The sequence below is a fragment of the uncultured Ruegeria sp. genome (assembly GCF_947500045.1).
GTDB lineage: Bacteria > Pseudomonadota > Alphaproteobacteria > Rhodobacterales > Rhodobacteraceae > Ruegeria.
On sequence record NZ_CANMQQ010000009.1, the window covers coordinates 153491 to 177814 of the forward strand.

The 24324-nt window shown below is 57.3% G+C and carries 30 protein-coding genes; 16 read left to right on the top strand and 14 right to left on the bottom strand.

Annotated features, from left to right (window positions below; genetic code table 11):
* Positions 1 to 93: 93 nt before the first annotated feature.
* Genes Q1B46_RS15660 through Q1B46_RS15680 form a run of 5 tightly spaced genes read right to left on the bottom strand, consistent with a single transcriptional unit; the run spans position 94 to position 4712 of the window.
* The gene (locus Q1B46_RS15660) at positions 94 to 2241 is read right to left on the bottom strand and encodes a hypothetical protein (RefSeq protein ID WP_299949348.1); all 2148 of its coding nucleotides are present in this window, start codon (positions 2239 to 2241) and stop codon (positions 94 to 96) included.
* Complete coding sequence (gene motA, locus Q1B46_RS15665) at positions 2238 to 3107, bottom strand: flagellar motor stator protein MotA (protein WP_299949350.1); 870 nt, start codon at positions 3105 to 3107, stop codon at positions 2238 to 2240. The genes Q1B46_RS15660 and motA overlap by 4 nt, the downstream gene beginning before the upstream one ends.
* A gap of 46 nt (positions 3108 to 3153) precedes the next feature.
* The gene (locus Q1B46_RS15670) at positions 3154 to 3726 is read right to left on the bottom strand and encodes a hypothetical protein (protein WP_299949352.1); all 573 of its coding nucleotides are present in this window, start codon (positions 3724 to 3726) and stop codon (positions 3154 to 3156) included.
* A 17-nt stretch (positions 3727 to 3743) separates the two neighbouring features.
* Positions 3744 to 4205 carry a hypothetical protein gene (locus tag Q1B46_RS15675; RefSeq protein ID WP_299949354.1) on the bottom strand — a complete coding sequence of 154 codons (462 nt, stop codon included), beginning with the start codon at positions 4203 to 4205 and terminating at the stop codon, positions 3744 to 3746.
* 9 nt (positions 4206 to 4214) lie between these two features.
* Complete coding sequence (locus Q1B46_RS15680) at positions 4215 to 4712, bottom strand: flagellar basal body-associated FliL family protein (RefSeq protein ID WP_299949356.1); 498 nt, start codon at positions 4710 to 4712, stop codon at positions 4215 to 4217.
* A 119-nt stretch (positions 4713 to 4831) separates the two neighbouring features.
* On the opposite strand from Q1B46_RS15680, the gene fliF reads away from it, so the two are divergent.
* The 4 genes from fliF to fliP are packed head-to-tail and all read left to right on the top strand — an operon-like array spanning position 4832 to position 8022.
* Positions 4832 to 6421, top strand: coding sequence for a flagellar basal-body MS-ring/collar protein FliF (gene fliF, locus Q1B46_RS15685; RefSeq protein WP_299949358.1), 1590 nt, complete (start codon positions 4832 to 4834; stop codon positions 6419 to 6421).
* Positions 6421 to 7017, top strand: a complete 597-nt coding sequence (locus tag Q1B46_RS15690) for an ABC transporter ATP-binding protein (RefSeq protein ID WP_299949360.1) — start codon at positions 6421 to 6423, stop codon at positions 7015 to 7017. Before fliF ends, Q1B46_RS15690 begins: the two co-directional genes overlap by 1 nt.
* Positions 7010 to 7297 carry a FliM/FliN family flagellar motor C-terminal domain-containing protein gene (locus tag Q1B46_RS15695; protein WP_299949362.1) on the top strand — a complete coding sequence of 96 codons (288 nt, stop codon included), beginning with the start codon at positions 7010 to 7012 and terminating at the stop codon, positions 7295 to 7297. The genes Q1B46_RS15690 and Q1B46_RS15695 overlap by 8 nt, the downstream gene beginning before the upstream one ends.
* Positions 7297 to 8022: a flagellar type III secretion system pore protein FliP gene (gene fliP, locus Q1B46_RS15700; RefSeq protein ID WP_299949364.1), complete on the top strand. Its 726-nt coding sequence runs from the start codon at positions 7297 to 7299 to the stop codon at positions 8020 to 8022. Before Q1B46_RS15695 ends, fliP begins: the two co-directional genes overlap by 1 nt.
* Position 8023: 1 nt before the next feature.
* On the opposite strand, the gene Q1B46_RS15705 is transcribed toward fliP, so the two are convergent.
* Together Q1B46_RS15705 and Q1B46_RS15710 are read right to left on the bottom strand one after the other, a co-directional pair.
* Positions 8024 to 9466, bottom strand: a complete 1443-nt coding sequence (locus Q1B46_RS15705) for a HAMP domain-containing sensor histidine kinase (protein ID WP_299949366.1) — start codon at positions 9464 to 9466, stop codon at positions 8024 to 8026.
* Entirely contained in the window at positions 9463 to 10200 is a 738-nt protein-coding gene (locus Q1B46_RS15710; protein ID WP_299661975.1) for a response regulator transcription factor, read from the bottom strand. The genes Q1B46_RS15705 and Q1B46_RS15710 overlap by 4 nt, the downstream gene beginning before the upstream one ends.
* 214 nt (positions 10201 to 10414) lie before the next feature.
* Between Q1B46_RS15710 and Q1B46_RS15715 the strand changes: the two genes are divergently transcribed.
* Genes Q1B46_RS15715 through ugpC form a run of 4 tightly spaced genes read left to right on the top strand, consistent with a single transcriptional unit; the run spans position 10415 to position 14584 of the window.
* Positions 10415 to 11659, top strand: a complete 1245-nt coding sequence (locus Q1B46_RS15715) for an ABC transporter substrate-binding protein (protein ID WP_299949369.1) — start codon at positions 10415 to 10417, stop codon at positions 11657 to 11659.
* Positions 11660 to 11716: 57 nt separating this feature from the next.
* Positions 11717 to 12589 (top strand): sugar ABC transporter permease, encoded by an 873-nt coding sequence (locus Q1B46_RS15720; protein WP_299661981.1) that lies wholly within the window; start codon positions 11717 to 11719, stop codon positions 12587 to 12589.
* Positions 12582 to 13481, top strand: coding sequence for a carbohydrate ABC transporter permease (locus Q1B46_RS15725; protein ID WP_299949371.1), 900 nt, complete (start codon positions 12582 to 12584; stop codon positions 13479 to 13481). Before Q1B46_RS15720 ends, Q1B46_RS15725 begins: the two co-directional genes overlap by 8 nt.
* Before the next feature lie 5 nt (positions 13482 to 13486).
* Positions 13487 to 14584 carry a sn-glycerol-3-phosphate ABC transporter ATP-binding protein UgpC gene (ugpC, locus tag Q1B46_RS15730; protein ID WP_299949373.1) on the top strand — a complete coding sequence of 366 codons (1098 nt, stop codon included), beginning with the start codon at positions 13487 to 13489 and terminating at the stop codon, positions 14582 to 14584.
* Between the two features lie 80 nt (positions 14585 to 14664).
* Here ugpC and Q1B46_RS15735 read toward each other — a convergent pair whose 3' ends face one another.
* On the bottom strand, positions 14665 to 15273 hold the full coding sequence (locus Q1B46_RS15735; protein ID WP_299661990.1) for a phospholipid-binding protein MlaC: 609 nt from the start codon (positions 15271 to 15273) through the stop codon (positions 14665 to 14667).
* Entirely contained in the window at positions 15263 to 16078 is an 816-nt protein-coding gene (locus Q1B46_RS15740) for a VacJ family lipoprotein (protein ID WP_299949376.1), read from the bottom strand. The genes Q1B46_RS15735 and Q1B46_RS15740 overlap by 11 nt, the downstream gene beginning before the upstream one ends.
* 298 nt (positions 16079 to 16376) lie before the next feature.
* On the opposite strand from Q1B46_RS15740, the gene Q1B46_RS15745 reads away from it, so the two are divergent.
* The 4 genes from Q1B46_RS15745 to Q1B46_RS15760 are packed head-to-tail and all read left to right on the top strand — an operon-like array spanning position 16377 to position 19134.
* A complete protein-coding gene (locus tag Q1B46_RS15745; protein ID WP_299949378.1) occupies positions 16377 to 16832 on the top strand; it encodes a RidA family protein in 456 nt (151 codons plus the stop codon).
* Positions 16829 to 17599 (top strand): glycerophosphodiester phosphodiesterase family protein, encoded by a 771-nt coding sequence (locus Q1B46_RS15750; RefSeq protein WP_299949380.1) that lies wholly within the window; start codon positions 16829 to 16831, stop codon positions 17597 to 17599. The genes Q1B46_RS15745 and Q1B46_RS15750 overlap by 4 nt, the downstream gene beginning before the upstream one ends.
* A gap of 45 nt (positions 17600 to 17644) precedes the next feature.
* Positions 17645 to 18832: a GNAT family N-acetyltransferase gene (locus Q1B46_RS15755; protein WP_299949382.1), complete on the top strand. Its 1188-nt coding sequence runs from the start codon at positions 17645 to 17647 to the stop codon at positions 18830 to 18832.
* Positions 18829 to 19134, top strand: a complete 306-nt coding sequence (locus Q1B46_RS15760) for a 4a-hydroxytetrahydrobiopterin dehydratase (protein WP_299949384.1) — start codon at positions 18829 to 18831, stop codon at positions 19132 to 19134. Before Q1B46_RS15755 ends, Q1B46_RS15760 begins: the two co-directional genes overlap by 4 nt.
* Here the strand turns inward: Q1B46_RS15760 and Q1B46_RS15765 are convergent.
* From Q1B46_RS15765 to Q1B46_RS15780, 4 genes are all read right to left on the bottom strand, one after another.
* Complete coding sequence (locus tag Q1B46_RS15765) at positions 19117 to 19425, bottom strand: hypothetical protein (RefSeq protein WP_299949386.1); 309 nt, start codon at positions 19423 to 19425, stop codon at positions 19117 to 19119. The two genes, Q1B46_RS15760 and Q1B46_RS15765, sit on opposite strands and share 18 nt — an antisense overlap.
* 24 nt (positions 19426 to 19449) lie before the next feature.
* Positions 19450 to 19797: a hypothetical protein gene (locus Q1B46_RS15770; RefSeq protein ID WP_299949388.1), complete on the bottom strand. Its 348-nt coding sequence runs from the start codon at positions 19795 to 19797 to the stop codon at positions 19450 to 19452.
* Positions 19798 to 19808: 11 nt separating this feature from the next.
* Complete coding sequence (locus Q1B46_RS15775; RefSeq protein WP_299662011.1) at positions 19809 to 20054, bottom strand: glycine zipper 2TM domain-containing protein; 246 nt, start codon at positions 20052 to 20054, stop codon at positions 19809 to 19811.
* 102 nt (positions 20055 to 20156) lie between these two features.
* Complete coding sequence (locus Q1B46_RS15780; RefSeq protein WP_299949390.1) at positions 20157 to 20642, bottom strand: peroxiredoxin; 486 nt, start codon at positions 20640 to 20642, stop codon at positions 20157 to 20159.
* A gap of 98 nt (positions 20643 to 20740) precedes the next feature.
* Here Q1B46_RS15780 and Q1B46_RS15785 point away from each other — a divergent pair, with 98 nt between their 5' ends.
* The 4 genes from Q1B46_RS15785 to Q1B46_RS15800 are packed head-to-tail and all read left to right on the top strand — an operon-like array spanning position 20741 to position 23329.
* Complete coding sequence (locus Q1B46_RS15785) at positions 20741 to 21952, top strand: FAD-dependent oxidoreductase (protein WP_299949392.1); 1212 nt, start codon at positions 20741 to 20743, stop codon at positions 21950 to 21952.
* Positions 21949 to 22506, top strand: coding sequence for a 16S rRNA (guanine(966)-N(2))-methyltransferase RsmD (gene rsmD / locus Q1B46_RS15790; RefSeq protein ID WP_299949394.1), 558 nt, complete (start codon positions 21949 to 21951; stop codon positions 22504 to 22506). The genes Q1B46_RS15785 and rsmD overlap by 4 nt, the downstream gene beginning before the upstream one ends.
* Before the next feature lies 1 nt (position 22507).
* On the top strand, positions 22508 to 23158 hold the full coding sequence (locus Q1B46_RS15795) for an HAD family phosphatase (protein ID WP_299949396.1): 651 nt from the start codon (positions 22508 to 22510) through the stop codon (positions 23156 to 23158).
* 12 nt (positions 23159 to 23170) lie between these two features.
* The gene (locus Q1B46_RS15800; RefSeq protein ID WP_299949398.1) at positions 23171 to 23329 is read left to right on the top strand and encodes a hypothetical protein; all 159 of its coding nucleotides are present in this window, start codon (positions 23171 to 23173) and stop codon (positions 23327 to 23329) included.
* Here the strand turns inward: Q1B46_RS15800 and map are convergent.
* Positions 23317 to 24129, bottom strand: coding sequence for a type I methionyl aminopeptidase (gene map, locus Q1B46_RS15805; protein ID WP_299949400.1), 813 nt, complete (start codon positions 24127 to 24129; stop codon positions 23317 to 23319). The genes Q1B46_RS15800 and map overlap by 13 nt on opposite strands.
* Positions 24130 to 24324 lie beyond the last annotated feature (195 nt).

The following is a 24324-nucleotide window of genomic DNA, read 5'->3' on the forward strand; positions in this document are numbered from 1 at the left end:
GTGGTGGAGGTCTCCTGTGTTGACCAACAAAGTAGAACAAAAGAGCCCGTCCACAACGGGTTGAACCCGGAGGTTCCTTTACCCGACTGCCAATCAATTCAATTCGCCCATGTGTACGATCTCAAACATATCGGCGATCTGTGCCCGCGCGCTGGCGCTTTCCATTAGCAGTTTATTGGCATCAGCCAGAGGCCTGTCCAATTGCCGATCCACTGGTCGTTCTAATGATATATTGATCCGGGATAGATCGGTGAAAGCATTCGTAGACTCCGTGTCTACACCATTGGATCCGGCCAGCCAGGAAAGACGATCCGCTGCCTTGGTCTTGCCAATCTCTCGGAACATGTCGGCTGCTGCATCATAGTTCTGCGCTTGCATCAAGGCTTGTGCGCGCAATGTCCGAGCGGCTTCTGAGGAATCATTGGCCAATTCCAACAAGGCCTGACGAGGGCGGTCGTTCAACATCGCAGTGCGCGCCCGAATCCGTGCACGTTCAGCCGTCTGGGTTTGGTCGTGCGGGCGATTTGTTAGTTCATAGGCGGGGGTCGAGAACCCCAGATCGACCAGTCTTTCGGCCAAAGACGTCGCGGTCTCAACTGTCAGAACATCACGTGTTTTGACCTTCAGCCCCAAGACGTACCGCAGAAAAGTGATGTCATCTGCCCGCTCTGCAAGGAGGTGCAGAATTTGGTTTCGCGTGCGCTGCCAATCCAGATCGTCCGGCGCGCTTTCGATTTGCCGCAATGCGTCGTCAAACCCCTGAGACATGGCCAGCGCCAGCACGTGACTGCGTGCCATCATCGGGCCAAGCTCAGACTTTCTGAGTTCACGTGCATACCCTGCCGCCAGATCCAGATCGCCCGGCGATATTGCCCCTCGGTCGGACCATCTTTTTTCGATCAGCCGCGCCAGAGCCAGAGGTGCCTCCTGTGCAGCGTTCGGCGCTGTTGTGACCTCGACCAACAGCGTTTCCGCAGTGTCGGCGTTTCCTGCCGCGTCCGCTATTGTCGCTTTGGCAAGTGTCATATCAGCTGTGTCGGTTACCAATATTCTTTCGACCGAGCGCAGGATTCGCCGAGACGCTTCCAGCTTGCCTGCGGCAACCAGTACATCCGCTAGCATAGGGCCGAGTTGCCGCCTCAGATGCTTGGGAAACCGGCTAAATGTCTGTTCAATAGCGTTCAACCGTGCATCTGGGTGTAGTTTACCTTCGGTCAGAAGCGCCCATAGCGCAGCAGATCCCTCGCAGCTTTGTTGGTCTGCAAAAGGGTTGGGCTCAGGCAAAATCAGACCATCCAGTGTAGACGCCATAACCAAAATACGGCTCTCTTCTACGGTGGCATCCGGCAGCAGATTCAGCACCTGAATCGCCTCGACCCCAAACCCGTGATAGGTATATAGCTTGGCCAGTTTCAGGGCGCGCGCATGATCAATTCGATCGAATTCCTGAAAAAGCCCTGTTCGCGATGCAGCCACTTGTACAGCAAATGGATCTGAGCTTGCCCAGGTCTCAAACTCCAGCTCACGATCAGTGACACATTCAGGTCCGGTCTTGAACTGCGGGAGCGCCAGATTTTCGAGCCCTTGCGCGTTATCCAGAACCGAAGACAGCCGCAGATTGGGCGCTGGTTGGTCTGCTTCTCGCAGAGGGCCAAAACGAGTGGAGTGTCTGCGCCCAACACCTGCTAGCGAAAGGTCAACAACCTCACGGTCGGCGCTTTGCAAAATCCGGGAAATCAACCGGTCTTCGAAATTCCGCTGGTTCAGGCGTAACAGGGGAAGTGCCAGCTCGGTGGCAGGGATGCCTTCCTGTAGGGGGGCTGGTTTTGCAAACGCAGGCGGCGGCACTGGCACCAGGTTGGCATTAGGGTCGGCAGGGGGGGTGAATTTACCCGGTGCGATGTCCACGACGACCATGGTTTGTCGATGCAGAAATGCCGTTGCAACACATTCGCAGCCAAAAGCCATTTGCAATGCCGTACCGAGTTTGGATTGACTCAGCGATTGAAGCCGATCGCCGGACAAGCGATCGAAAACGGCATTGGTATCGAAAGTGACACCTTCAATAGCGATGTTCAGGTCGGCGCCGTTTTTGCGCGTGGTCAAGGTCCATCCGGTGCCAGCAGGCACCTGTATCACAAGGCGCGTATAGCCCTCATGTTCGCCCGAGCGAACAGGCAATGTTTGCGCGGATGCGCTGGTACCGATCATGATCAGGATGAGTGTCAGTGCCCGGATCATGCGGCCGCCTGTTTGATTTCCTTCAGGGCTTCTTCAAGCTCTGAAAAGCCGGGGCGATTGTGGGTTGGGGTGTTCTGGCGTCCAACTTCGATGCACATGGCCGCGTTGTGGTTGTGCATGTTTGCGACCAGAACCTCTTTGATCAATTGGTAAAAATGGCTGTCCTCTTCAACCACGGATTTCAGCTTGCCTGCAAAAGGCCCAACCAGACCATAAGCCAGAAACACGCCCAGAAACGTGCCGACCAATGCACCGCCGATCAGTTTACCCAGCACTTCCGGTGGCTGATCGATCGAGCCCATGGTCTTGATCACGCCCAAAACCGCGGCCACGATGCCAAGGGCAGGCAAGCCGTCGGCCACGGTCTGCAATGCATGGCTGGAGTGCATGGCGTGATGGAAATTCGCCTCCATCCGCTTATCCAGAACCTCTTCGACTTGGTGCGGATCGTCATAATTCATCGCTGCCGAGCGCATGGTATCGCAAATTAGGTCCACTGCTTCCTTGTCGGATCGAATCTTGGGGTAAGCAGAAAAAAGTGATGAGCTTTCAGGCTCTTCAATATGTTGTTCCAGCTCGACCGGGTTGGCCCGCGCGATCCGGATCAACGAAAAGAGAAGGCACAGCAGGTCGCGATAATCTTCGGGCTTCCATTTCGGCCCTTTGAAGACTTTGCCGATGTCTTTTACGGTGTGTTTGACACCACCCATATCGTTGCTGATCAGAAAGGCGCCGACGGCGGCCCCTCCGATCATCATCATCTCAAAAGGCAATGATTTCATGATGATGGTCATCTTTCCACCTGCGGCCAGATAGCCGCCGAACACCATGACAAAGATAGTGGCAATTCCGATGAGTCCGATCATGAACGATCTCCGGCGTTGGGGTTGGAGAATTGGGTGCCCAAAGGCTTCACTCCTGCGGGGCGTGGGCGTTGCGCCCTGCTATGATGACGCTGATCGTGTAGGCAGCCTCTGGACTGAGACCGGCCATCACATTTGCGGCGGCGTCGGGTGGCATACGTGACAGAAAACCAGCTGCAAAAACCGCATCCATAGTCTCGAATAAGGCTGCGGCATCCTTTGGTTTCATGTTTTGATAAACATCTGTCAGTTGCGTCAGATCGTTTTCAGCAGCCTTTTCGGCGATAGCAACCGTTTCCCGCAGGGATTCTTCGGCCTCCTGCAATGCAGCCAAACGGGTTTCGATGGCTTGATCTGCGATTTCCAATGCGCGTTCGCGATCCATGATTGTATTTTCCCGCTGGTTCAGCTCGTCTTCGCGGCGCAGCAATTCGGTAAGTAAAAATTGCAGGTCCGCTGGATCGGTAACCTTGTGATCTGCACCAGCCAGAGAGGTCGCGGCAGGATCTGCACCGCGCGCGAAGGCAGGCCCAGCCTCAAGCCCGACGCGGATAATGGCAGAGCCGATCATCAACAGGGAGATGATGGTCAGAACTCCTCCGCGCGCGCGTTGACCAGGCATTTTGGGCCCGCTGCGAATCATTGGGCATCTCCAACAGGCGGTGCTGCATGGCGAAAGAACATCAAACCTTCGGGTTTCTTTTCAATCTGCTTTGGTTCGGACCCTGACGTCTCAGCGATGAGTTCTTCGGCCACCTCTTCCGCAGACTCCTCCTGCGGAGGTTCCGCAGGCGCTTTACTGTTTGCAGGTTCTTCCTGAACGACGTCGTGCATTGACGCCATCATCAGTTCCAGCCGCTGAGCGACCGTTTCGGCCCGCTCGGTCAACGCCTGCAGGGCGACCCCGGACTCGTCCGAAGATTGTCGAGCGTCATCAAGGGAATTTCGTAATTCTTCCGCCTGTGCAGAAAGAACGGAAACCGCGCCGCCCACACCCTTTTCGAGATCGGTAAATCGCCGCAGACGACGCGCAAGAATGAAACAGTACAGTCCCGCCCCAAGCGCACCTGCGACCAGCAGTATATCAGCAATCAGCTCCACCATCGCCTCCTAGTTCAATACGAATTCCATCACCAGAACGTCGCGTACGCGGCCTTCGCCCACGACAATTCCGATGCGTCGCAACAGGTGTCCACGGATGCGCATCAAGGCCAGCGAATCTTCGAGATCGGTCAGTTCGACCGCGCGCAGATAGCTGTTCAAAACATCCATGATTCGCGGCTGCATTTTTTCGACATCGGCGACATAGTCCGCATTCACCTCAAGCTGAGCGTGGAATTTCAGATGCCGCGAATCACCTGTTTTGACCGAGACGATCACCGGGGGAAGATCGACAAAGGCCACCTCAGGCAGTGCTTTCGCTGGTTTGTCACCGCTTTTCTTTTCAGCCTCTTTCATGATTGCCCCCCCACCGAAGGGCAGTAGGCCAGACGCGGTTATGAAATAGCCGCCAACCCCGCCTGCAATGGCCAGAATCAGCCCAAGTAGCAGGCCCTTTTTTCCTGATTTCTTAGGGGCTTCCGCCTCATCCGCTGTAGCGTCAGTCATGCCGCCCTCATCAATCCGTTCGACACCTGTCATAACCCCACAGGGACTAACCGATTGTTAAGGGCAATCGTCCAAACAGGGGCTGAGCCGAGCAGAATGTCGGTGAGTCGGAGGTAAGCGTGCAGCAGATCGGAACTGTTTGGGCAAGTTTGGACAGGCGCAAACAAATTATTGTGGCCGGCGCAGTGGCGCTGGTGTTTCTGGGTGTGCTGGCGATGTCACGTATCGTGACGGCACCTTCCATGACGTTGCTCTATGCGGGGCTCGAAAGTGGGGCGGCAGGCGATATTGTGCGTTCGCTGGATCAGCGCGGCGTTGCGTATGAGATACGTGGCGGCTCGATTTATGTAGCAGACGCGCAACGGGATGAGTTGCGCATGACACTGGCCAGCGAAGGCCTGCCTGCAAACGGCAATCGTGGGTACGAATTGTTGGATACGCTCAGCGGATTTGGCACCACATCACAGATGTTTGACGCCGCCTATTGGCGGGCAAAAGAAGGTGAGCTGGCCCGGACGATCGTGGGCGGCCCATATGTCAGCCAGGCCCGCGTACACATCGCCAATGGCTCGACCAATCCGTTTCAGCGCAGCGTGGCGCCGACTGCTTCGGCTTATCTGGTGCCATCGGGGGCACAGATCACTGGCGATCAGGCGAAAGCAGTTCGGTTTCTGGTGGCATCAGCCATTAGTGGGCTGGCGCCGGAAAATGTCACGGTTATCGATTCGAATGGTGCTGTGATTGGCGCGCAGGAAACCGCAGCGGCGGTGGACACGGCGGACGACAAAGCGCGTCAATTGCGTGAAAGAGTTTTGAGGCTGGTCGAGGCGCGGGTCGGTGTGGGAAACGCCGTGGTCGAGGTGAGCGTGGATACGGTAACAGAAACCGAATCCATCCGCGAGCGTCGCTTCGATCCCAAGGGGCGCGTCGCCATCAGCACAGATGTCGAAGAGCGCTCGGATAGCGCGCGCAACCAGTCTGCGGATGTCACCGTAGCTTCCAATCTGCCGGATGGCGACGGATCAGGTGGCGACGAATCCAATTCGAACGCCACGCAGACCCGCGAACGGGTGAATTACGAGGTATCCGAAACCGAACTTGAGGTGCATCGCGCACCGGGCGCCATCAAGCGCCTGACCGTCGCGGTGCTGGTCAATGGCGCGCGGATGGCGGACGCCGATGGCGTCGATAGTTTTGAGCCCATGCCGCAGCCTGAACTTGACGCGCTTGAGGAACTTGTTGCCTCGGCCGTTGGCTTTGATGCAGAGCGCGGGGATGTGATCACACTGAAATCACTTGACCTGCCGGTGGTTGAACCACAAGGCACGTTGGTCTCTGCGTCGATCTGGCAGAAGATACATATTGATGCCATGTCACTGATCCAGATGATGGTATTGGCGCTGGTATCCCTTGTTTTGGGTCTGTTTGTCATACGGCCAATCCTGACAAAATCTGCGGCGCCGGCGCTGTTGCCAGCAGGCACGCCGCCTGTAGCGGACGCGGCAACCTACCTCACTGGCGAAATCGCGAACACAGGCGCGCAGGACCTCCCATCGCTTACAGAACCGGCGCAATCGAATGTGCCGGCGATCGCCAGCGCGCCGGGCGAGGATGCTGTTGATCGTCTGCGCGCCATGATTGGCGACAAACAGGAAGAAACGGTTGAGATCCTGCGCAGCTGGCTTGAGGAAGGCGAGGAGAAGGTGTGATGTCGATTGCTCATCTCCTTGAGGATTTCACCGCTCCGGCCAGTGGTGTCGCGGTTCATCTGCTGGATGATGAAGCCCTGGAAGAGCAACGCCTTGCCGCGTTCGAGCAAGGTTATGGTGCCGGGTGGGACGACGCCATTCAGGCGCAGGAACAGGCGGGCGGGCAACTCAGTTCAGAATTGTCCGCAACCCTGTCTGATCTGTCATTTACCTATCAGGAAGCATTGACCCGCATGACACTGTCGCTGGAGCCTCTGTTCCAGAGCCTGATCCAGGTTGTTCTGCCGGAAACCGTAGAACGCAGCTTTGCCACCAGGTTGTCAGATCAACTGTGCGAGATGGCGCAGGAACAGATCGGACAGCCGATGCAACTGACGGTTCCGACGGGAACCTCCGATCAGGTCGCGGCGGCCTTACCACCGGAATTCTCACCAACTCCGCAAGTTGTCGAAGACCCGTCGCTACAGCCGGGGCAGGCGCATTTGCAAGTGGGCACCGCCCGGCGTGAGGTGGATTGCGCCGCCTTGCTTTCGTCCATTGCAGCATCTTTCGACGCCTATCTGTTTGAAGCAAAAGAGGCTTTGTCAAATGAGTGACCCCCAACTTCCTAAATCCGAAAAACCAAATCCGTTCGAAGCTGTTCCGATTGAAGTCACCGTTTCGGTCGGCCGGGCACGGCCACTAATTCGTGACCTGCTGAATATGGGTGAAAACGCAGTGCTGACTTTGGATAAGCGGATTGAAGACCCGGTTGACCTCTATGTCGGGGACCAATTGGTCGCACGCGGGCTACTTGAAGAACTGGAGGGTGACCAGGCTGGACAGTTGGCTGTACGTCTGACCGAAATCTCGGACCTGCAGAACGGGATCGGATAATGCGCCACTTGATCTGGCTGCTGCTTCTTATGGCCGTCCCTACCGGCGTCGCGGCACAGGAAGTGTCGCTGTCTTTGGGCGAGGGCGGGGCAATCTCGGCCCGGACAATCCAGCTGATCCTGCTGATCACTGTTCTTAGTCTTGCACCGGGGTTGGCGATCATGATCACCTGCTTCCCGTTTCTGATCACCGTATTGGCGATCCTGCGACAGGGTCTTGGGCTTCAGCAGTCGCCGCCCAACATGCTTATTGTCAGTCTGGCGCTGTTTCTGACCTATTTCATTATGGACCCGGTTTTCACCGAGGCGTGGGAGGCCGGGATTCAGCCCATGGTCGAAGAAACGCTGGACATGGAACCCGCGCTGGAACGCGCGCTGGCACCGTTTCGCAGTTTCATGGCTGCGCGTCTGGATGTCGACACGTTTCAGGCCATGGCCGCGTTGCGCCCAGATGGCGCGGCGATGCAGCTGTCACCCGAAGCGCCGCTGTCGGTCCTGATGCCGTCATTCATGCTGTCCGAAATTGCACGCGCGTTTCAGATCGGGTTTCTGATTTTCCTGCCCTTCCTGATCATCGATCTCGTCGTCGCCGCAGTTTTAATGTCCATGGGAATGATGATGGTTCCGCCGGCTACGGTTTCGCTGCCGTTCAAGCTGGCGTTTTTTGTGATCGCGGATGGCTGGGCGCTGATTGCCAGTGCCTTGGTACGCAGCTACGTGCCTTGACCTATTGCCGGGTGATCTGAAGGCGCGCGCGCAGGCCTTGCTCTCCGGCCTCGAAACTCAGCGTCCCGCCATGTTGCTCGGCGACGGTACTGACGATGGTAAGGCCCAGCCCAAATCCATCCGATGACCCAATGTTAGAGCCGCGCTGGAACGGGGTCAAAAGTGCCTCGATATCCTCAACAGACAGATCGGTGCCCTTGTCCTCGACGATAATCGTGGCGGTTTGTGCATCGGTCTGCAGCGCGACCTCGGCATGGCGTCCGTATTTCAGGGCATTGTCGATCAGGTTGGTCAGCGCTCGTTTCAGTGAAATCGGTCGACCTGTCACAAGAATGCGGCGCGTTTCCGGCAGTGATCCATGCCCGCGGCGCGACATGAAGACAGACGGCGCGCCTTCGACGGCTACCGGATCAACGGCCTTCAGCGATACAGGCCGATCCATGTCCTGATAGTCGGCCACCAGTGACTCGACCAGGGAGGTCAGCGAAATCTGGCGGGGTTCTTCGACACTTAATTCAGAACGTGTATAGGTCAGCACGCTTTCGATCATGCCGGTCATCTGATCCACATCTGCTTCGAGTTTCTCGCGCAGTTCGGCGTCATCGATCAGGGCAGCGCGCAGTCGAACGCGGGTCGCGGGTGTTCCCAGATCGTGACTGACACCCGACAATACAATGGCGCGTTTTTCAAGCTGCGCGCGCTCGGCCTCAAGGTGGTCGTTCACGGCTGCTACGATATCCCGAAGCTCATCCGGACCGTCTGCATCATAGCTTTGAGGTCCACCACGGCGTTTGCGGTCGCCCAGTGCCTGCGCAAAGCGCGTAAAGCTGTCAGAGACATTTCCGACCGATGTCAGCAGCGCGGCCAGCGCAACAATACCCAGCAATATTGCGGGCAGCCGTAAATCAACAGGTGCAGCTGTGCAGCCCCAGATACCTGTGCCATCGACCTGCTGCCAGACCCCGCGCCCGAATTGCGCGATAAGGATCGGTTCGCTGCAATAGGTCGCCAACAGGCGTGTCAGGTTACCCATCTTCTCGGGCCCTGTCTGATCGCTGCCAGACACAATATCCGACACCGGATAGACCAACCGATCTGACAATACAGCCAGGGTCAGTTCGCGTCCGCTGAGTGGCGCAGAGCTGTCGGTGAGGATCGAAAGGTTGGTGACAAAGCGGCGGTCCGAAAAACCGGGCATTTGCTGGAAATCACCCATATCCGCAAGTGCTGCAGCATCGGCTGGCAATGGCGTGATGGACAAGTCGGGAGGCGGCGCCATCCCCGTTCGAAGGTCTTCGTAGACAGTGAAACCTGCAACAAATGCTTCGGTCTGATATCGGTTCCAAGCTTGTGTCGAAGCGAACCACATCCCGGCCGAAACCAGCCCTGCCACGAAGGCGGACATAGCCCAGAGCCACCCAAAACTGCGCAGGCGCAGGGTCATGCGTCCTCATCCACCGAAACATTGGCAGTAAAGAGGTATCCGACCCCTCGCTCGGTGCGCAGCATCTGCGGGTCTTTCGGATTGACCTCGATTTTTGATCGCAACCGCCCAACCAGCATATCGATGGCACGGCCCTGAGCCTCGGGTTTGTCTGTCTCGCCGGTGACATCCAGCGCTGCGGCAATCTCATCCCGGGTCAGCGGAATATGCGGATTTGCTAGCAGAACTTTCAGCAGGGCGGTTTCGCGTTGTGATAATGAGACCAGATAGCCCTCGGGTGAGTGCACCTCATCGCGTTTGCCGTCAAAGACCCAACCGTCAAAGTGAAAGGTGCGGGTGCGGCGGCGATAGGCCAGCGAAGGCGTGCGTTGCGCGCGCTGCATCACCGCGCGGACGCGAGCCAGCAGAAGCTGTGGGTTGAACGGTTTGGCGATGTAATCGTCCGCCCCAACCTCATAGCCTGCCATGCGTTGATGATCCGCCGACAGGGCTGAAACCAGGATGATCGGCACATCCTGTTCGGCCCGCAGTCGGGCACAGATCTCAACGCCGTTTTCATCTCCCAGCATGACATCCAGCAGGATCAAATCAATCCGCCCCGAGGTCAGATGAGAACGTATTTCGCTTTCTGAACTGGCAGGCAGTGCGATAAACCCGTTCTGCTGAAAGAACTGGGTCAGCATCGATCTCATCTCAGAATCGTCGTCCACCACCAGAAGCCGGGGAATGCCCACTCTGATCCTCCTCTTCATCTTCCTCCGTTGCCGCAATTGTAACGAATGGAAACGGATTCAAGGCCAACGTAACACGCGGTAACAAAAGCGGTGAAAATTTCCACCTTGTCAGGACATTACTCTGCATTCTGCGTTGCCATGCGACATTCCGTTAGCGCTATATCGAGCATGGCTGCCTTATGGGTGGCACCGAAATCTCAGGGAGGAGATCAAAATGAAGCGTTTTGCATTTGCTACCGTTTCGACATTGGCCGTTGCGGCCGCGTCGTCGGTAGTGGCTGAGCCGCAGGCCGAAGTTCTGCACTGGTGGACATCCGGCGGTGAGGCGAAGTCGGTTGCTGTTCTGCAAGAAGAATTTGCCGCGAACGGTGGCACATGGACCGATATGCCCGTTGCGGGTGGTGGTGGTGATGCAGCGATGACCGCGCTGCGTGCTCGCGTTCTGTCCGGAAACGCGCCGACCGCAGTTCAGCTGAAAGGCCCCGCGATTCAGGAATGGTACGAAGAAGGCGTTCTGGCTGATATTTCATCTGTGGCCGAGGCCGAGGGTTGGGCTGATGTTCTGCCCGCATCAATTGCAGGCCACATGATGTGTGAGGGCACATGGTGCGCAGCACCAGTGAACGTGCATCGCATCGACTGGATCTGGGCTAATGCCGATATTCTGGCGGCAAACGACGTTGAGATGCCTACAACCTGGGACGAATTCAATGCCGCTGCCGAAAAACTGCAGGCCGCTGGTGTGATCCCACTGGCTCACGGTGGTCAGGCTTGGCAAGACGCGACCGTGTTTGAAGCGGTTGTTATGGGGCTTGGCGGACCGGAATTCTACCAAAAAGCACTGGTCGATCTCGACCCTGAAGCTTTGACATCAGACACAATGGTACAGGTCTTTGACCAGATGCGTACCATGCGCGGATATGTCGACGAGAACTTCTCGGGCCGTGACTGGAACCTTGCCACAGCCATGGTGATGAATGGCGAAGCTGCCTTCCAGATCATGGGCGACTGGGCCAAAGGTGAATTCCTGGCCGCTGGCAAAACGCCCGGCGAAGATTTCCTGTGCGCCTCGACCCCCGGCGACGGTTATCTGTACAACGTCGACAGCTTTGCCATGTTCGAAGTGGAAGGTGACGACAACCGTGCTGGACAAGAATTGCTGGCCAAGCTGATCGTCGCGCCGAACTTTCAGGAAGTATTCAACCTGAACAAGGGCTCGATCCCGGCGCGGACCGATGTGGCACTGGATGCCTTTGACATCTGCGCCAAAATTTCGGCCGAAGACATGGGTTCGACCTCGGCCGGTGGTTCGCTGCTGCCGTCTTATGCCCATGGTATGGCGCTGCGTGGATCGCAGGCTGGTGCGATTACGGACGTTGTGACCGCGCATTTCAACTCGGATATGTCCTCGGCTGACGCAGTTCAGCAACTGGCGGACGCGGTGGCCAACAGCTACTGATCCAACACGCTCTGCCCCTTATAATACGGGGCAGAGCATCTTTCCCCGGAGGCTAAAATGTCCGAATGGCTGGAAAACCACCTGCCCAAGGTGGTGCTGGCACCGTCGTTCATCGCCGTATTGATTTTTGTTTACGGATTTATCGGATGGACCGCATGGGTGTCGCTGACCCGATCAAAACTACTGCCGAAATACGAAATCCATGGCTTCATTCAGTATGAGCGCCTGTTCGATTCCCCCCGCTGGGACACGGCAATCAACAACTTGTATATCTTTGGCGCGCTTTTCATCGTGATCGCGATGGTGCTGGGTCTGTTGCTGGCCATCCTGCTGGATCAGAAGATCCGCGTCGAAGGGGCGATCCGCACGATCTACCTGTACCCGATGGCATTGTCGATGATTGTGACCGGCACCGCGTGGAAGTGGATCCTGAACCCCGGTCTGGGGATTGAATCCATGGTGCAGGGCTGGGGCTTTCCCAACTTCGAATTCGATTGGTTGGTGAACCCCGATTACGCCATCTATACAATCGTTATTGCCGCAATCTGGCAAAGCTCGGGCTTTGTCATGGCGCTGTTCCTCGCCGGGCTGCGCTCGGTGGATGGAGAGATCATCAAAGCCGCGCAGGTCGATGGTATCCCCACATGGCGCATCTATACGGCGATCATCATCCCATCGATGGCTCCGATCTTCCTGTCGGCCTTCATCGTACTCGCACACCTTGCGATCAAGAGCTTTGACCTTGTCATTGCTCTGACAGGCGGTGGTCCGGGATACGCGACCGATCTGCCGGCCACCTACATGTACGCTATGGCGTTTTCGCGTGGCGATATCGGTCAGGCGGCCTCGTCTGCGATGATTATGATGCTTGTCGTCTTTGCCATCGTGGTTCCATACCTTTACTCAGAGCTGAGGGCGAAAAATGACTGATCTGTCGATGCCCCAAACACAAACGCGCAGCCAAAGCAACACAAGCAAAATTGCCTTGCGCTGGTTGCTTTACGTCCTGCTGGGACTGTTCGCGCTGTATTACCTGATGCCGCTTTTCGTGATGTTGACGACATCACTGAAAAGCCTTGAGGAAATCCGCACCGGGTCACTGATCTCGCTGCCGCGCGAAGTCAGCTTAGACGCCTGGAAAACCGCATGGTCCGGGGCTTGTACCGGTATCCAGTGTGAAGGTCTGCGGCCTTACTTCTGGAACTCGGTCCTGATCGCGGTGCCTGCAGTGTTTTTGTCCACCCTGATAGGTGCGCTGAACGGCTATGTCGTGGCGCAGTGGCGGTTCAAAGGCGCGAACATCATCTTCTCGCTGATGCTGTTTGGCTGCTTTATTCCGTTTCAGGTCGTGCTGCTGCCAATGGCGCGGCTGCTGGGCATGATGGGGATCGCCGGAACCATTCCGGGACTGATCTTTGTTCATGTGATCTACGGGCTGGGCTTCACCACGCTGTTCTTCCGCAACTACTATGTCACCATCCCTTCCGAGCTAACCAAGGCGGCGCGGGTTGATGGGGCCGGTTTCATGCGGATCTTCTGGTCGATTTTCCTGCCGCTGTCGCTGCCCATCATCGTGGTAACCGTGATCTGGCAGTTCACGCAGATCTGGAATGACTTCCTGTTCGGCGTGTCGTTCAGCCAGGCGGGCACGCAGCCCGTGACTGTGGCGCTCAACAACATCGTAAACTCCACCACCGGCGTCAAAGAGTACAACGTCGACATGGCCGCCGCGATCATCGCGGGGCTGCCGACGCTGCTTGTCTATGTCGTTGCCGGTAAGTATTTCATCCGCGGCCTGACCGCTGGCTCAGTGAAGGGATAAGACCCATGGCTCCCATCCTTGATATCAACAAACTGTACAAGAATTACGGTGCGACCGAAATTCTGAAGGACATAAACATCTCGATCGAACCGGGCGACTTCCTGGTACTGGTTGGCCCCTCGGGCTGTGGTAAATCCACCTTGCTGAACTGTATCGCAGGGTTGGAGGAGATCACTGGCGGTACCCTGTCCATCGGCGGCAATGATATGACCCATGTCAGCCCCAAGGACCGTGACATCGCGATGGTGTTCCAGTCTTACGCCTTGTACCCGACCATGTCGGTGGCCAAGAACATCACCTTCGGCATGAAGGTGCGTGGGGTTGATCAGGCTACGATGGATGCCAAGCTGAAAGATGTGGCCTCGTTGTTGCAGATCGAACCGCTGCTGAACCGCCGACCCAGCCAGTTGTCCGGCGGTCAGCGTCAGCGGGTCGCTATGGGTCGGGCGCTGGTACGCGATCCCAAGCTGTTCCTGTTTGACGAGCCATTGTCGAATCTCGACGCAAAGCTGCGGGTCGAGATGCGAACCGAGATCAAGAAACTTCACCAAACGCTGGACGCTTCGATTGTTTACGTCACCCACGACCAGATCGAGGCGATGACGCTGGCGACCAAGATCGTCGTTTTGAAAGGTGGAATCGTGCAGCAGATCGGTACGCCGGCCGAGATCTATAACAACCCGGCCAACCTGTTTGTGGCGGATTTCATGGGCTCTCCGGCGATGAACCTGATCCCGGCGCAGGCGTCGAACAATGGGTCTGGTACACAGATTTCCATTGCCCGTGAAACCGGTGAAACGCTGGTTCTGAACGATGCGCGGGATCTGTCGCTGCCGCAGGATGTTATCCTTGGCTTGCGCCCAGAAGACATCGCCGAGGCCGGTTTCCGCGCCGGGGCAGGTGTGCAGGAGGCCACCTGTATGGTCGATATGGTCGAGCCCGCCGGGGCCGATACCTATGTTGTCTCTGAGCTGGGTGGCAAGCAGGTAACTGCGCGGCTGCATGCCGAAACTAGCGCGCAGGCGGGGCAGATGCTGAATCTGGCATTTGACATGAGCAAAGTGTCTTACTTTGCCCAGGAAACTGGTGAAAGGTTAAATTAACCCGCCCTGTATTCAGCGAATTGCCGCTGCACCGCCGCCCGGAAGGGATCGGCGGTGCAGTTGATTTCAGATATCAGCGGTTACCCGGTATTCTTCAGGTCCTTGATCAGCTGATTCAAGTTGCCCTTGCGGGCATCAAGCATTGCGCCGATCTCGGTGCGTTCGGTTAGCAGCAGGTTCACGCCTTCGATGAACATGTTGTAAAACTTGCCGCTGCCGGACTTGTCGGAAACCAGGAAAGTCACCTCAAATGGGGACGAGCCGCGCAGTTTGACCGAAGTTCTGACCTCATATCCGGTCTTGATCTTGCGGGCATTCCGTACAGTAACCTCGCCTCCGATAAACTCGCGGAATCGGCGACCGTATTTGCGCGCGATATAGCCTTCAAAGGCATTGGTGAATTGACGCATCTGCGCGGATGAAGCCGAGCGCGCATCCGCTCCCAGTGCATAGCGCGCCATGATCGGTACATCGCCATACTGCACAAACAGCTTCTGAAAATCGCGCAGCATGGCCTTTTCGGATTTGCCCGAGTCGATGATGCGCGTGATATCGGATACCACGTTATCGACCAGTTGCTTGGCTTGGGCTTCGGTCAGCGCAAATGCAGGCAGAGGCAATGCGGCAACCGTCAGCCCGGTCAGGGCGGTGGCCACAAAGCGGCGTCTGTTCAACGGGTTATTCGGCATAGGGGTCCTCATACGGGTCAAGATAGGGGTCTCTGACAGGGTCGGTCCCGGTGTTGGCATAGGGATCGTCATACAGACCCAGATAGGCGTCCTCATCATCCCTTGCCAGTTCAAATCGGCGGTTTTGCAGGTAGATCGTGCGCGCCTGCGCGTAACTGTCGGCGCTGTCATACAAAATCGAATCGACCGTATCCGAGAACCGTCCACGATCACCCATGCGCCGCACGACCTCGGCATAGAGACCGACATTGTCGACCGGACGGACCGGCGAGAAATTGATCGGATTCGAGAACAGGTTGAACACGACGCCGACGGCATCGCGGGCGGTCGACGGACCATAGAAGGGCAACTCCACATAGGCCCCCTCGGCTACGCCCCAGACATGCAGGGTTTCGCCGAAATCAGTATCGACGGGGGGCAGGTTCAATTCGTCGGCCGGGGCAGACAACCCAAAGCCGCCCACGGTGGAGTTGATCAGAAACCGCAGCAAAGCGTTACCGGACTGTTTCAGGTTGCCTTGCAACAGGTAATCCAGTGCTTGCCCCGGCATGGTCAGGTTTTCTGCGAAGTGATTGAAACTTGTGACCATCGGATCGGGCACGATTTTCACATAGCCTTTTGAGGCCGGGCGAAATAGAAAACGGTCAACACCCAGATTGAATTTGTGAATGCCGCGATTGGCCCCTTCATAAGGGTCGAAAATCTCACCTCGGGCTGTTGCGTCCTGCGGCTGCGTAGCGCATGCCGACAGAACCGTCATGATGGCGAGAATAATCAGGTGCTTCAGACGAATGTAGCTTGGCACTGTCTTCGTTACTCCGAAAAATGCCCGGTGATATTCCGGGCCTTCAATCAATACGGCCGTTGCACCCATGGTGGCGCAATTGGACTCACATAGAGGTTTCGCGCGGGATTTGGAACAACAACTCGCGTTTACCTCAGTCGATGGGACGACGTAAAGTGACACGAATTCAACACTTCCTGAATAAGAGGAGAGCCGCCAAGCCTGCGTGCAATGGGAAAATTACTGCTTTCCCGCTTTCCGAAACCGGCTTTCCCGGTTAGCGTCCGCGCGGAATCAATATGAGATGAGGATCAACCACATGAGCATCGCAGCAAAACTGGATAGCCTGGGCATCAACTTGCCGGACGCGCCCGCTCCGGCGGCGAACTATGTGCCTTTCGTGCGCATCGGCAACATCGTCTATGTGTCGGGCCAGATCTCTATGGCGGGTGATCTTATCACCGGTAAGCTGGGCGATGACATGGAAATTGAGGCAGGCGCGGCTGCGGCCAAGGTCTGCGCCATCAATCTGCTGGCACAGGTCAAAGCCGCCTGCGGCGGCGATATCGACAAGCTGGTGCGTGTGATCAAGCTGACCGGTTTTGTCAACTCGACCGCTGATTTCACTGCGCAGCCGCAGGTGATCAATGGCGCGTCCGACTTCCTGGTCGAAGCGTTGGGTGATGCTGGCCGTCACTCGCGCTCGGCTGTCAGTGCGGCCTCGTTGCCGCTGGGTGTCGCGGTTGAAATCGAAGGTATCTTCGAGGTTCAATGACACTGTCTCTGCCTTCTGAGTTCCTGCACCGCCCGATCGCACATCGGGCGTTGCATGACATTGCTGATCAGCGCCCGGAAAACAGCCGGGCTGCCATTCGTGCTGCAATAGACGCCGGGTACGGGATCGAAATTGATTTGCAACGCACCCGAGATGACCGGGCCATGGTGTTTCATGATTATGACATGACCCGCCTGACCGGGCAGCCCGGTCCAATTCAGCAGATCACGGCGGCGCAGGCGCAAGCACAGCCTTTGCTACATTCTGATGGTGAAGGTATTCCTTCATTTGACGAGGTGCTGGAACTTGTTGCGGGAAGAGTGCCCCTGCTGATCGAACTGAAGGATCAGGATGGCGCGATGGGTCCTAATATCGGCGCGCTCGAGGCTGATGTAGTACGTGCCTTGAAAGGATATGATGGGCTGGTGGCGCTAATGTCGTTCAACCCGCACTCGGTTGCCGAACTGGCGCGGCTTGCACCGCACTTACCGCGCGGACTGGTTACCTGTTCCTATGACCCCAAGGTCGAGCTATTGCCCCAGGTGGTGTGCGATCATTTACGCGATATCCCTGATTTTGAACGCGTCGGTGCCAGCTTTATCAGCCACGAAGCGCATGATCTGGCCCGCCCGCGCGTCGCTGAGTTGAAATCGCAAGGTGCTCCGATTCTGTGTTGGACCATCCGTTCGCCCGCGCAAGAGGCCGAAGCCCGCAAATTTGCCGACAATGTGACCTTCGAAGGGTACCTGGCCGAACATCCGGCTTGATCCTGGCCCGCGCAATCACAGATAAAGACAGGGCGCGGAGGGCAAATGGATCAGGCACAGATTGAGGTTCGGGTTCTGACATCGCTCGCGCAAATCTCGGCGGGCGAATGGGACAGTTGCGCTTGCCCCGAGGCTACCGATGGCGGTCGTCCGCTGGATCCGTTCACAACGCATCGGTTTCTGCAGGCCTTGGAGGACAGCGGCTCTGTCGGGCGAGGGACCGGCTGGCAGCCGCAATATCTGACGGCGTATCTGGATGGAATGCTGATCGGCGCGGCGCCGATGTATACCAAGTCGCATTCCCAAGGCGAGTATATTTTCGATCACAGCTGGGCCCATGCCTATGAAAGTGCAGGTGGGCAGTACTACCCCAAGCTGCAGATCGCTGCGCCCTTTACCCCCGCTACCGGGCGGCGCTTTTTGGTGCGGCCCGGCTATGATGCAATCGGTATCTCGGCGCTGGTTCAAGGCGCGGTGCAATTTGCTGCCGAGAACCGCATCTCATCCCTGCACGCGACCTTCTGCACCGAGGCCGAGGCACTGGCGGGTGAGCAGATGGGCCTGATGGTTCGGCATTCGCAGCAGTTTCATTGGCTGAATGACGATTACACTGATTTCGATAACTTTCTGGCCGCGCTTTCGTCGCGCAAGCGCAAGAACATCAAGAAAGAACGCGCGCAGGCCTGCGATTTCGGTGGGCAGATTCGCACGATCACCGGCGATGATCTGCAGCCCGAGCATTGGGATGCGTTCTGGCGCTTCTATCAGGATACCGGTGCGCGCAAATGGGGTGTACCCTACCTGACACGCCAATTCTTTGATATCGCGCAGGAAACCATGGCTGATGACATGGCTCTGGTGCTGGCCGAACGCAATGGATATCCGGTCGCCGGGGCGCTGAACTTCATCGGTCGGGAAACGCTTTTTGGCCGCTATTGGGGCTGCGTCGAACATCATCCCTGCCTGCATTTCGAACTGTGCTATTATAGGGCGATCGACTTTGCCATTGCTGAAGGGCTGGCCCGGGTTGAGGCCGGGGCGCAGGGCGAGCACAAGCTGGCGCGCGGTTATCTGCCAACGCGCACGCATAGCTTGCATTGGGTTGGCGATCCGGGTTTTGCTGATGCGGTTCAGAAATATCTGGACGCCGAAGCCCACGCAGTGGGAGAAGAGATCGAGATTCTGACGGATTACGGCCCGTTCAGAAAATCGGACCCGGAGGAACAGCAATGACCGAACTTCTGTCGACCGAAACCCGCGGCCCGCTGCTGGACCCGCTGTTCAAAAATGGCTGGACCATGGTCAAAGATCGCGATGCGATTACAAAGACCTTCATCTTCGATAACTTTGTCGCGGCGTTTGGCTGGATGACGCAGGTGGCAATCTGGGCCGAGAAATGGAACCACCACCCCGAATGGTCGAATGTCTACCGAACCGTCGAAGTGGTGCTGTCGACCCATGATGTTGGCGGCTTGTCCGCACAGGACGCCAAACTGGCGCGCAAGATGGACAGCCTGTTAGCGGTCGCCGCTTGACCCCGTACCACCGGCTAGCAGGGTCGCAGTTCCGAGTTGTTTGAACTCGGCGGGTGTGATTGTCCCGTCGCTGACGTCAATATTGCTTGGAATACCAATGGTACGAGTGCCAACGGTCCGCACGCTGCGTGCCGCCGGGTTGATGTCCAGGCACCGTGTCTCGTAACAGGTCAATCCGGCTGTGTTGATCTGAATGCGCGTCTGACCATTTGGATCGGTGACAACCGGTGACTGTGGCACATCACAGGCCGCTAACAACAAAAGCCCGCCGAGGCTGATCCATTTTGTCATTTTTGCCTCCTGTCAGATTGGGCTTTAGTCTAGCTGGCCATTGCCATCCTGATCGGCCGTGGTGAAATCGCTGCCCATCTGGGCATCGAACTCTGGTCGGGAGATAATGCTATCGCCATTCCGGTCAACCTTCTGAAACTGCTTAATGTCCAGAAATGGCTTGGCCTCGTTCATTCCAAGGGTGCCGTTCTGGTCGTCGTCCATCGCCTGGAACGCATAATCCGAGAATGCGTTGAACTCGTCCTTTGACAGAAACCCGTCATTGTTTTTGTCGATATTGTTCAGCTCGGTCTCGTGCAGTTCCGCGACAGTCTCGGCAGATGCGACGCCGGCCAGCAAAGCTGCAGTGAGGACAATCAATGTTCGTTTCATCTTCGCTCTCCTCAACATGCGTAACGCTGTCCGGACACGCCACCCGCGGCCGCGCCTGCCGCGGTCAGGATCGCCTTGCCCGATCCCCCACCGAACTGGTTCCCTAGTGCGCCACCGATCAGCGCACCACCCAGCGTGCCGCTGAGACAGGCGATCTCGTGCTGTCGTGCGGCCTGCTGCTGCGGCGTCGGCGCAGGACCGCAAGCCGCCAGCGTGCTTGCGCCGCCAAGAAACAATATAAGTAATTTCAATCGCATCAATGAACTCTCCAGTTGTATGCACCAAGTATTGGCACATCGGGGCATTGCATCAAGTTAAATACGAGTGTTGTGGTCCCAGCCATGCCGGGACCAACCGGGTCAGATGACGTCCAACAACCCCTCACCGGCCGAGATTTCGCAGGCGCCGGGGTTCTCTTCCAGATTCAAGGCGACGATCTTGCCGTCTTCAACCAGCATCGCATATCGCTTGGAGCGCGCCAGCAAACCAACCGGAGGGGCGTCGAAATCCATGCCGATGGCCTTGGTGAATTCAGACGCGGCATCTGCCAGCATGGTCAGTCCTGCCGCTGTCGCTCCGGTGCTTTCGCCCCAAGCGCCCATGACGAATGGGTCGTTGACCGAAACGCATATGATCTCGTCCACGCCCTTGGCATCAAACTGGCCCTTTGTCCGCATGAAACTTGGGACATGCGCCGTTGTACATGTTCCTGTAAATGCGCCGGGCACCGCAAAGATCACCACTTTGCGGTCTTTTGTTTTGTCTGAAATCCGGACCTCCTCGGGGCCGTCGGCACCCATCTGGATCAACGTGGCCTCGGGCAGCATGTCACCTGTCGAAATCATTTTTGGCTCCTGTCATTTGGATTTGCAGAATAGGGCTTTCTCGCAATATAGGTGGTCGAAACAAAGTGACCATGGAAATTCTGCAGGGTGGGTAAGGCATGAGCCATATTGTTGTGATCGGTGCGGGACAGGCTGGTGCTTCGCTGGTGGCGCGGTTGCGCAAGGATGGCTTTGCCGGTGAGATCACCTTGATTGGCGCCGAGCCTCACCTGCCTTACCAGCGCCCGCCTCTGTCCAAGGCCTATCTGTTGGGTGAGATGGAATTGGAGCGCTTGTTCCTGCGGCCCGAAAGCTTCTATACCGAGAACGACATTACCCTGCGTTTGGGTCAGCGTGTGACCGAGATTGATCCCAAGGCCAAGACAGTCACCATTGGCGATGACGTGATTTCATATGATGAACTGGCGCTGACCACAGGTTCTGACCCGCGTCATCTGCCCGTAGCGATTGGTGGCGATCTTGAAGGCGTCCATGTGGTGCGCGATCTGGCCCATATCGACGAGATGGAGCCTCGGGTATCCGAGGGCGCGCGCGCACTGATCGTGGGCGGCGGCTATATCGGGCTTGAGGCGGCAGCGGTTTGCGCCAAGCGTGGGGTCAAGGTGACTTTGGTCGAGATGGCCGAGCGCATCTTGCAGCGTGTTGCAGCGCCCGAAACCAGCGACTATTTTCGTGCCTTGCATACCAATTTCGGCGCAGATATCCGAGAAGGCGTCGGGCTGGATCGTCTGGTAGGTGAAGAAGGCCGGGTGACCGGCGCAGTCCTGACCGATGGCACCGAGCTTGGGGTGGATTTTGTTGTTGTCGGTGTCGGCATCGCGCCGTCGACCCAACTGGCCGAAATGGCAGGGTTGGCGCTGGACAATGGGATCAAGACCGACGCCCACGGACGCACTTCCGATCCATCGATCTGGGCGGCAGGCGATTGCGCGTCCTTCCCGCATGGCGAGGGTCGGATCCGGCTGGAAAGCGTACCCAACGCCATCGATCAGGCCGAGATCGTGGCGCAGAATATGCTAGGCGCGGCCAAAGACTACACCGCGACGCCGTGGTTCTGGTCGGATCAGTATGACGTCAAATTGCAGATCGCCGGGCTGAATACAGGCTATGATCGCGTCGTGACCCGCAAGGGCGAAGGTGCAACGGTTTCCTTCTGGTACTACAAGGGCGATCAGCTGATTGCGGTGGACGCGATGAACGACCCGCGTGCTTATATGGTTGGCAAGCGCCTTATTGATGCAGGCAAGACTGCTGATCCTGCGATCGTTGCAGACCCCGACGCGGATCTGAAACCGTTGCTCAAGGCGTGAGGATCATTGCCGGAGATTTCCGGGGCCGGGCCCTGGCCTCAGTCGGCAAAGGCGATGCGGGTGCACATTTGCGCCCCACCACTGACAGGGTGCGGGAAAGCCTGTTCAACGTCCTGAATCACCAGATCGACTTTGACGGTTTGCAGGTTCTAGACCTGTTTGCAGGGACAGGCGCACTGGGGCTTGAGGCCCTTTCGCGCGGTGCGGGTCATGTCACTTTCGTTGATGACGGGCGGGTTGCGCAGGGTTTGATCCGCAAGAATATCGACCTGACCGGCAGTCGGGACCAGACCACGCTAATCCGCCGCGATGCCACTTGTTTAGGCGAAAATCCGGGTACCGCCTGCGATCTGGTCTTCCTTGATCCGCCCTATGGTAAGGCTCTAGGGCAAAAAGCGCTGGATGCTGCCATGCAAGGCGGCTGGTTGACCGATGACGCGCTGATCGTCTGGGAGGAAAGTGCCCCCATGACCGCGCCCGAAGGGTTCGCGTTACACGATGCGCGAAAGTATGGCGACACGCATATTTCACTGATGTCGCGAACAGGGGGCTGAGATGCACGATCTGGTCATTTTCGATTGCGACGGTGTTCTGGTCGACAGCGAAGTTTTGTCAAATCAGGTCATGGTCGACAACCTTGGCGGGTACGGCCTGAACCTGACACTGGCCGAATGCATGTCCCTGTTTGTTGGCGGAACCATGAGTGGCGTGCGTGACAAGGCGCGGGCCATGGGTGCTGATTTGCCGGTTGACTGGACTGATCAGATCTATTCGGACATCTACACCCGGCTACGCGCGGGTACCCCGCTGGTCGCGGGCATCCCGGAACTGCTGGCACAGTTGGATGCGCATGGTATTCCATACTGCGTCGCCTCGAATGGACGGCCGGAGAAAATGCAGATTACCTTGGGCCAGAACGGGCTGTGGGAGCGGTTCAGCGAGGTCATGTTCTCGGCTCATACTCTCGGCACCGGCAAACCTGATCCCGCCTTGTTTCTGACCGCTGCGCAACATTTCAACGCCAAATCCCCGGTTGTTATCGAAGACAGTGAAAACGGCGTCACGGCTGCCATCCGGGCCAATATGCGCTGCCTCGCCTATTCAGCCCACGACGATGGTGCGCGCCTGTCTGCTTTGGGCGCAGAGGTAATATCGGATATGTCGCGCGTACCGGCGCTTTTGGGTCTCTCTGACCGCGAAACATGAGATGATCGGCGCATGGACTGCGCCATCGCACCTCTGCGTTGTGCTTTTCGCAAGATACCTGCTGGGCCGCCGTCAGCACTGATGCACGCGCCGGGTTTTAGCCACGGCGCGGTCATCTCATGGCGGGGTGAGGAAATGTTGCCGAAACTGCTGCGCGATCAGGACGAATAGGTCGGGTAGTATTTGCCACCCGGTGACAGGGTGAAAATCTCAACCCCATCTGCCGTGACACCGACCGAATGTTCAAATTGCGCTGACAGCGATTTGTCGCGGGTGACGGCTGTCCAGTCATCGGCCAGCGTTTTCGTCTCAGGACGCCCCAAATTGACCATAGGCTCAATGGTGAAGAACATGCCCTCTTCCAGTATCGCACCGGTGCCCGGGCGGCCATAATGCAATACATTCGGCGGTGCGTGGAAGACACGGCCCAGCCCGTGGCCGCAGAAATCGCGCACAACGCTCATCCGGTGCGCCTCAACATAGGCCTGAATGGCGTGGCCGATATCCCCGAACGTATTGCCCGGCTTGACCATTTCGATACCCTTGAACAGCGCATCATGGGTGACCTGAATCAAACGCTCGGCCTTGCGGGGCAGTTTGCCTGCCACATACATGCGCGAGGTGTCTCCAAACCAGCCATCGACGATAACAGTGACGTCGATATTCAGGATATCGCCATCCTTCAGCTTCTTGTCGCCAGGAATGCCGTGGCAAACCACATGGTTCACGCTGATGCAGCTTGCGTGCTGATAGCCCTTGTACCCGATCGTCGCCGAGGTCGCGCCTGCATCCTCGACCATCTGAGTGATCAGGCCATCAATTACGCCGGTGGTCTGGCCGACAAAAACATGGCCTGCGATGTCATCCAATATCCGTGCAGCCAGCGCCCCTGCCGCGTGCATTCCGGCAAAGTCACCTTGTTCATAGATGCGGATACCGTCCTTGGTCAGACGGCCACGATGGTCTTTCATCGATGCGAGACTCCAAATATTTCGCGCAGCACTTCTTTTACGCTGCTTGTGCAGAAAGTTCCAGAGGGTGCGGGGTAGCGAGTTACAAATGGAGAATGAAACGGTATCTTCAAGGCTTGGCCGCAAGTTTGCATCTGGGTGGGAGGCATGTTTGGTGGCAAGACGCGGACAGATGGCTTGGATTGGTGTCTGCTA

What these genes read in the sequence shown, in the direction of transcription:
- motA (WP_299949350.1), bottom strand. Translation starts at nt 3,107, where the DNA reads ATGATCGGACTCATCGGAATTGCCACTATCTTTGTCATGGTGTTCGGC.
- Q1B46_RS15770 (WP_299949388.1), bottom strand. Translation starts at nt 19,797, where the DNA reads ATGAAACGAACATTGATTGTCCTCACTGCAGCTTTGCTGGCCGGCGTC.
- Q1B46_RS15735 (WP_299661990.1), bottom strand. Translation starts at nt 15,273, where the DNA reads ATGCCGAATAACCCGTTGAACAGACGCCGCTTTGTGGCCACCGCCCTG.
- map (WP_299949400.1), bottom strand. Translation starts at nt 24,129, where the DNA reads ATGAAAGACCATCGTGGCCGTCTGACCAAGGACGGTATCCGCATCTAT.
- Q1B46_RS15775 (WP_299662011.1), bottom strand. Translation starts at nt 20,054, where the DNA reads ATGCGATTGAAATTACTTATATTGTTTCTTGGCGGCGCAAGCACGCTG.
- Q1B46_RS15795 (WP_299949396.1), top strand. Translation starts at nt 22,508, where the DNA reads ATGCACGATCTGGTCATTTTCGATTGCGACGGTGTTCTGGTCGACAGC.
- Q1B46_RS15715 (WP_299949369.1), top strand. Translation starts at nt 10,415, where the DNA reads ATGAAGCGTTTTGCATTTGCTACCGTTTCGACATTGGCCGTTGCGGCC.
- Q1B46_RS15780 (WP_299949390.1), bottom strand. Translation starts at nt 20,642, where the DNA reads ATGATTTCGACAGGTGACATGCTGCCCGAGGCCACGTTGATCCAGATG.
- Q1B46_RS15785 (WP_299949392.1), top strand. Translation starts at nt 20,741, where the DNA reads ATGAGCCATATTGTTGTGATCGGTGCGGGACAGGCTGGTGCTTCGCTG.
- Q1B46_RS15695 (WP_299949362.1), top strand. Translation starts at nt 7,010, where the DNA reads ATGAGTGACCCCCAACTTCCTAAATCCGAAAAACCAAATCCGTTCGAA.
- Q1B46_RS15670 (WP_299949352.1), bottom strand. Translation starts at nt 3,726, where the DNA reads ATGCCTGGTCAACGCGCGCGCGGAGGAGTTCTGACCATCATCTCCCTG.
- Q1B46_RS15765 (WP_299949386.1), bottom strand. Translation starts at nt 19,425, where the DNA reads ATGACAAAATGGATCAGCCTCGGCGGGCTTTTGTTGTTAGCGGCCTGT.
- Q1B46_RS15755 (WP_299949382.1), top strand. Translation starts at nt 17,645, where the DNA reads ATGGATCAGGCACAGATTGAGGTTCGGGTTCTGACATCGCTCGCGCAA.
- Q1B46_RS15660 (WP_299949348.1), bottom strand. Translation starts at nt 2,241, where the DNA reads ATGATCCGGGCACTGACACTCATCCTGATCATGATCGGTACCAGCGCA.
- Q1B46_RS15760 (WP_299949384.1), top strand. Translation starts at nt 18,829, where the DNA reads ATGACCGAACTTCTGTCGACCGAAACCCGCGGCCCGCTGCTGGACCCG.
- Q1B46_RS15680 (WP_299949356.1), bottom strand. Translation starts at nt 4,712, where the DNA reads ATGACTGACGCTACAGCGGATGAGGCGGAAGCCCCTAAGAAATCAGGA.
- Q1B46_RS15725 (WP_299949371.1), top strand. Translation starts at nt 12,582, where the DNA reads ATGACTGATCTGTCGATGCCCCAAACACAAACGCGCAGCCAAAGCAAC.
- Q1B46_RS15690 (WP_299949360.1), top strand. Translation starts at nt 6,421, where the DNA reads ATGTCGATTGCTCATCTCCTTGAGGATTTCACCGCTCCGGCCAGTGGT.
- Q1B46_RS15720 (WP_299661981.1), top strand. Translation starts at nt 11,717, where the DNA reads ATGTCCGAATGGCTGGAAAACCACCTGCCCAAGGTGGTGCTGGCACCG.
- Q1B46_RS15745 (WP_299949378.1), top strand. Translation starts at nt 16,377, where the DNA reads ATGAGCATCGCAGCAAAACTGGATAGCCTGGGCATCAACTTGCCGGAC.
- Q1B46_RS15705 (WP_299949366.1), bottom strand. Translation starts at nt 9,466, where the DNA reads ATGACCCTGCGCCTGCGCAGTTTTGGGTGGCTCTGGGCTATGTCCGCC.
- fliP (WP_299949364.1), top strand. Translation starts at nt 7,297, where the DNA reads ATGCGCCACTTGATCTGGCTGCTGCTTCTTATGGCCGTCCCTACCGGC.
- Q1B46_RS15750 (WP_299949380.1), top strand. Translation starts at nt 16,829, where the DNA reads ATGACACTGTCTCTGCCTTCTGAGTTCCTGCACCGCCCGATCGCACAT.
- Q1B46_RS15800 (WP_299949398.1), top strand. Translation starts at nt 23,171, where the DNA reads ATGGACTGCGCCATCGCACCTCTGCGTTGTGCTTTTCGCAAGATACCT.
- ugpC (WP_299949373.1), top strand. Translation starts at nt 13,487, where the DNA reads ATGGCTCCCATCCTTGATATCAACAAACTGTACAAGAATTACGGTGCG.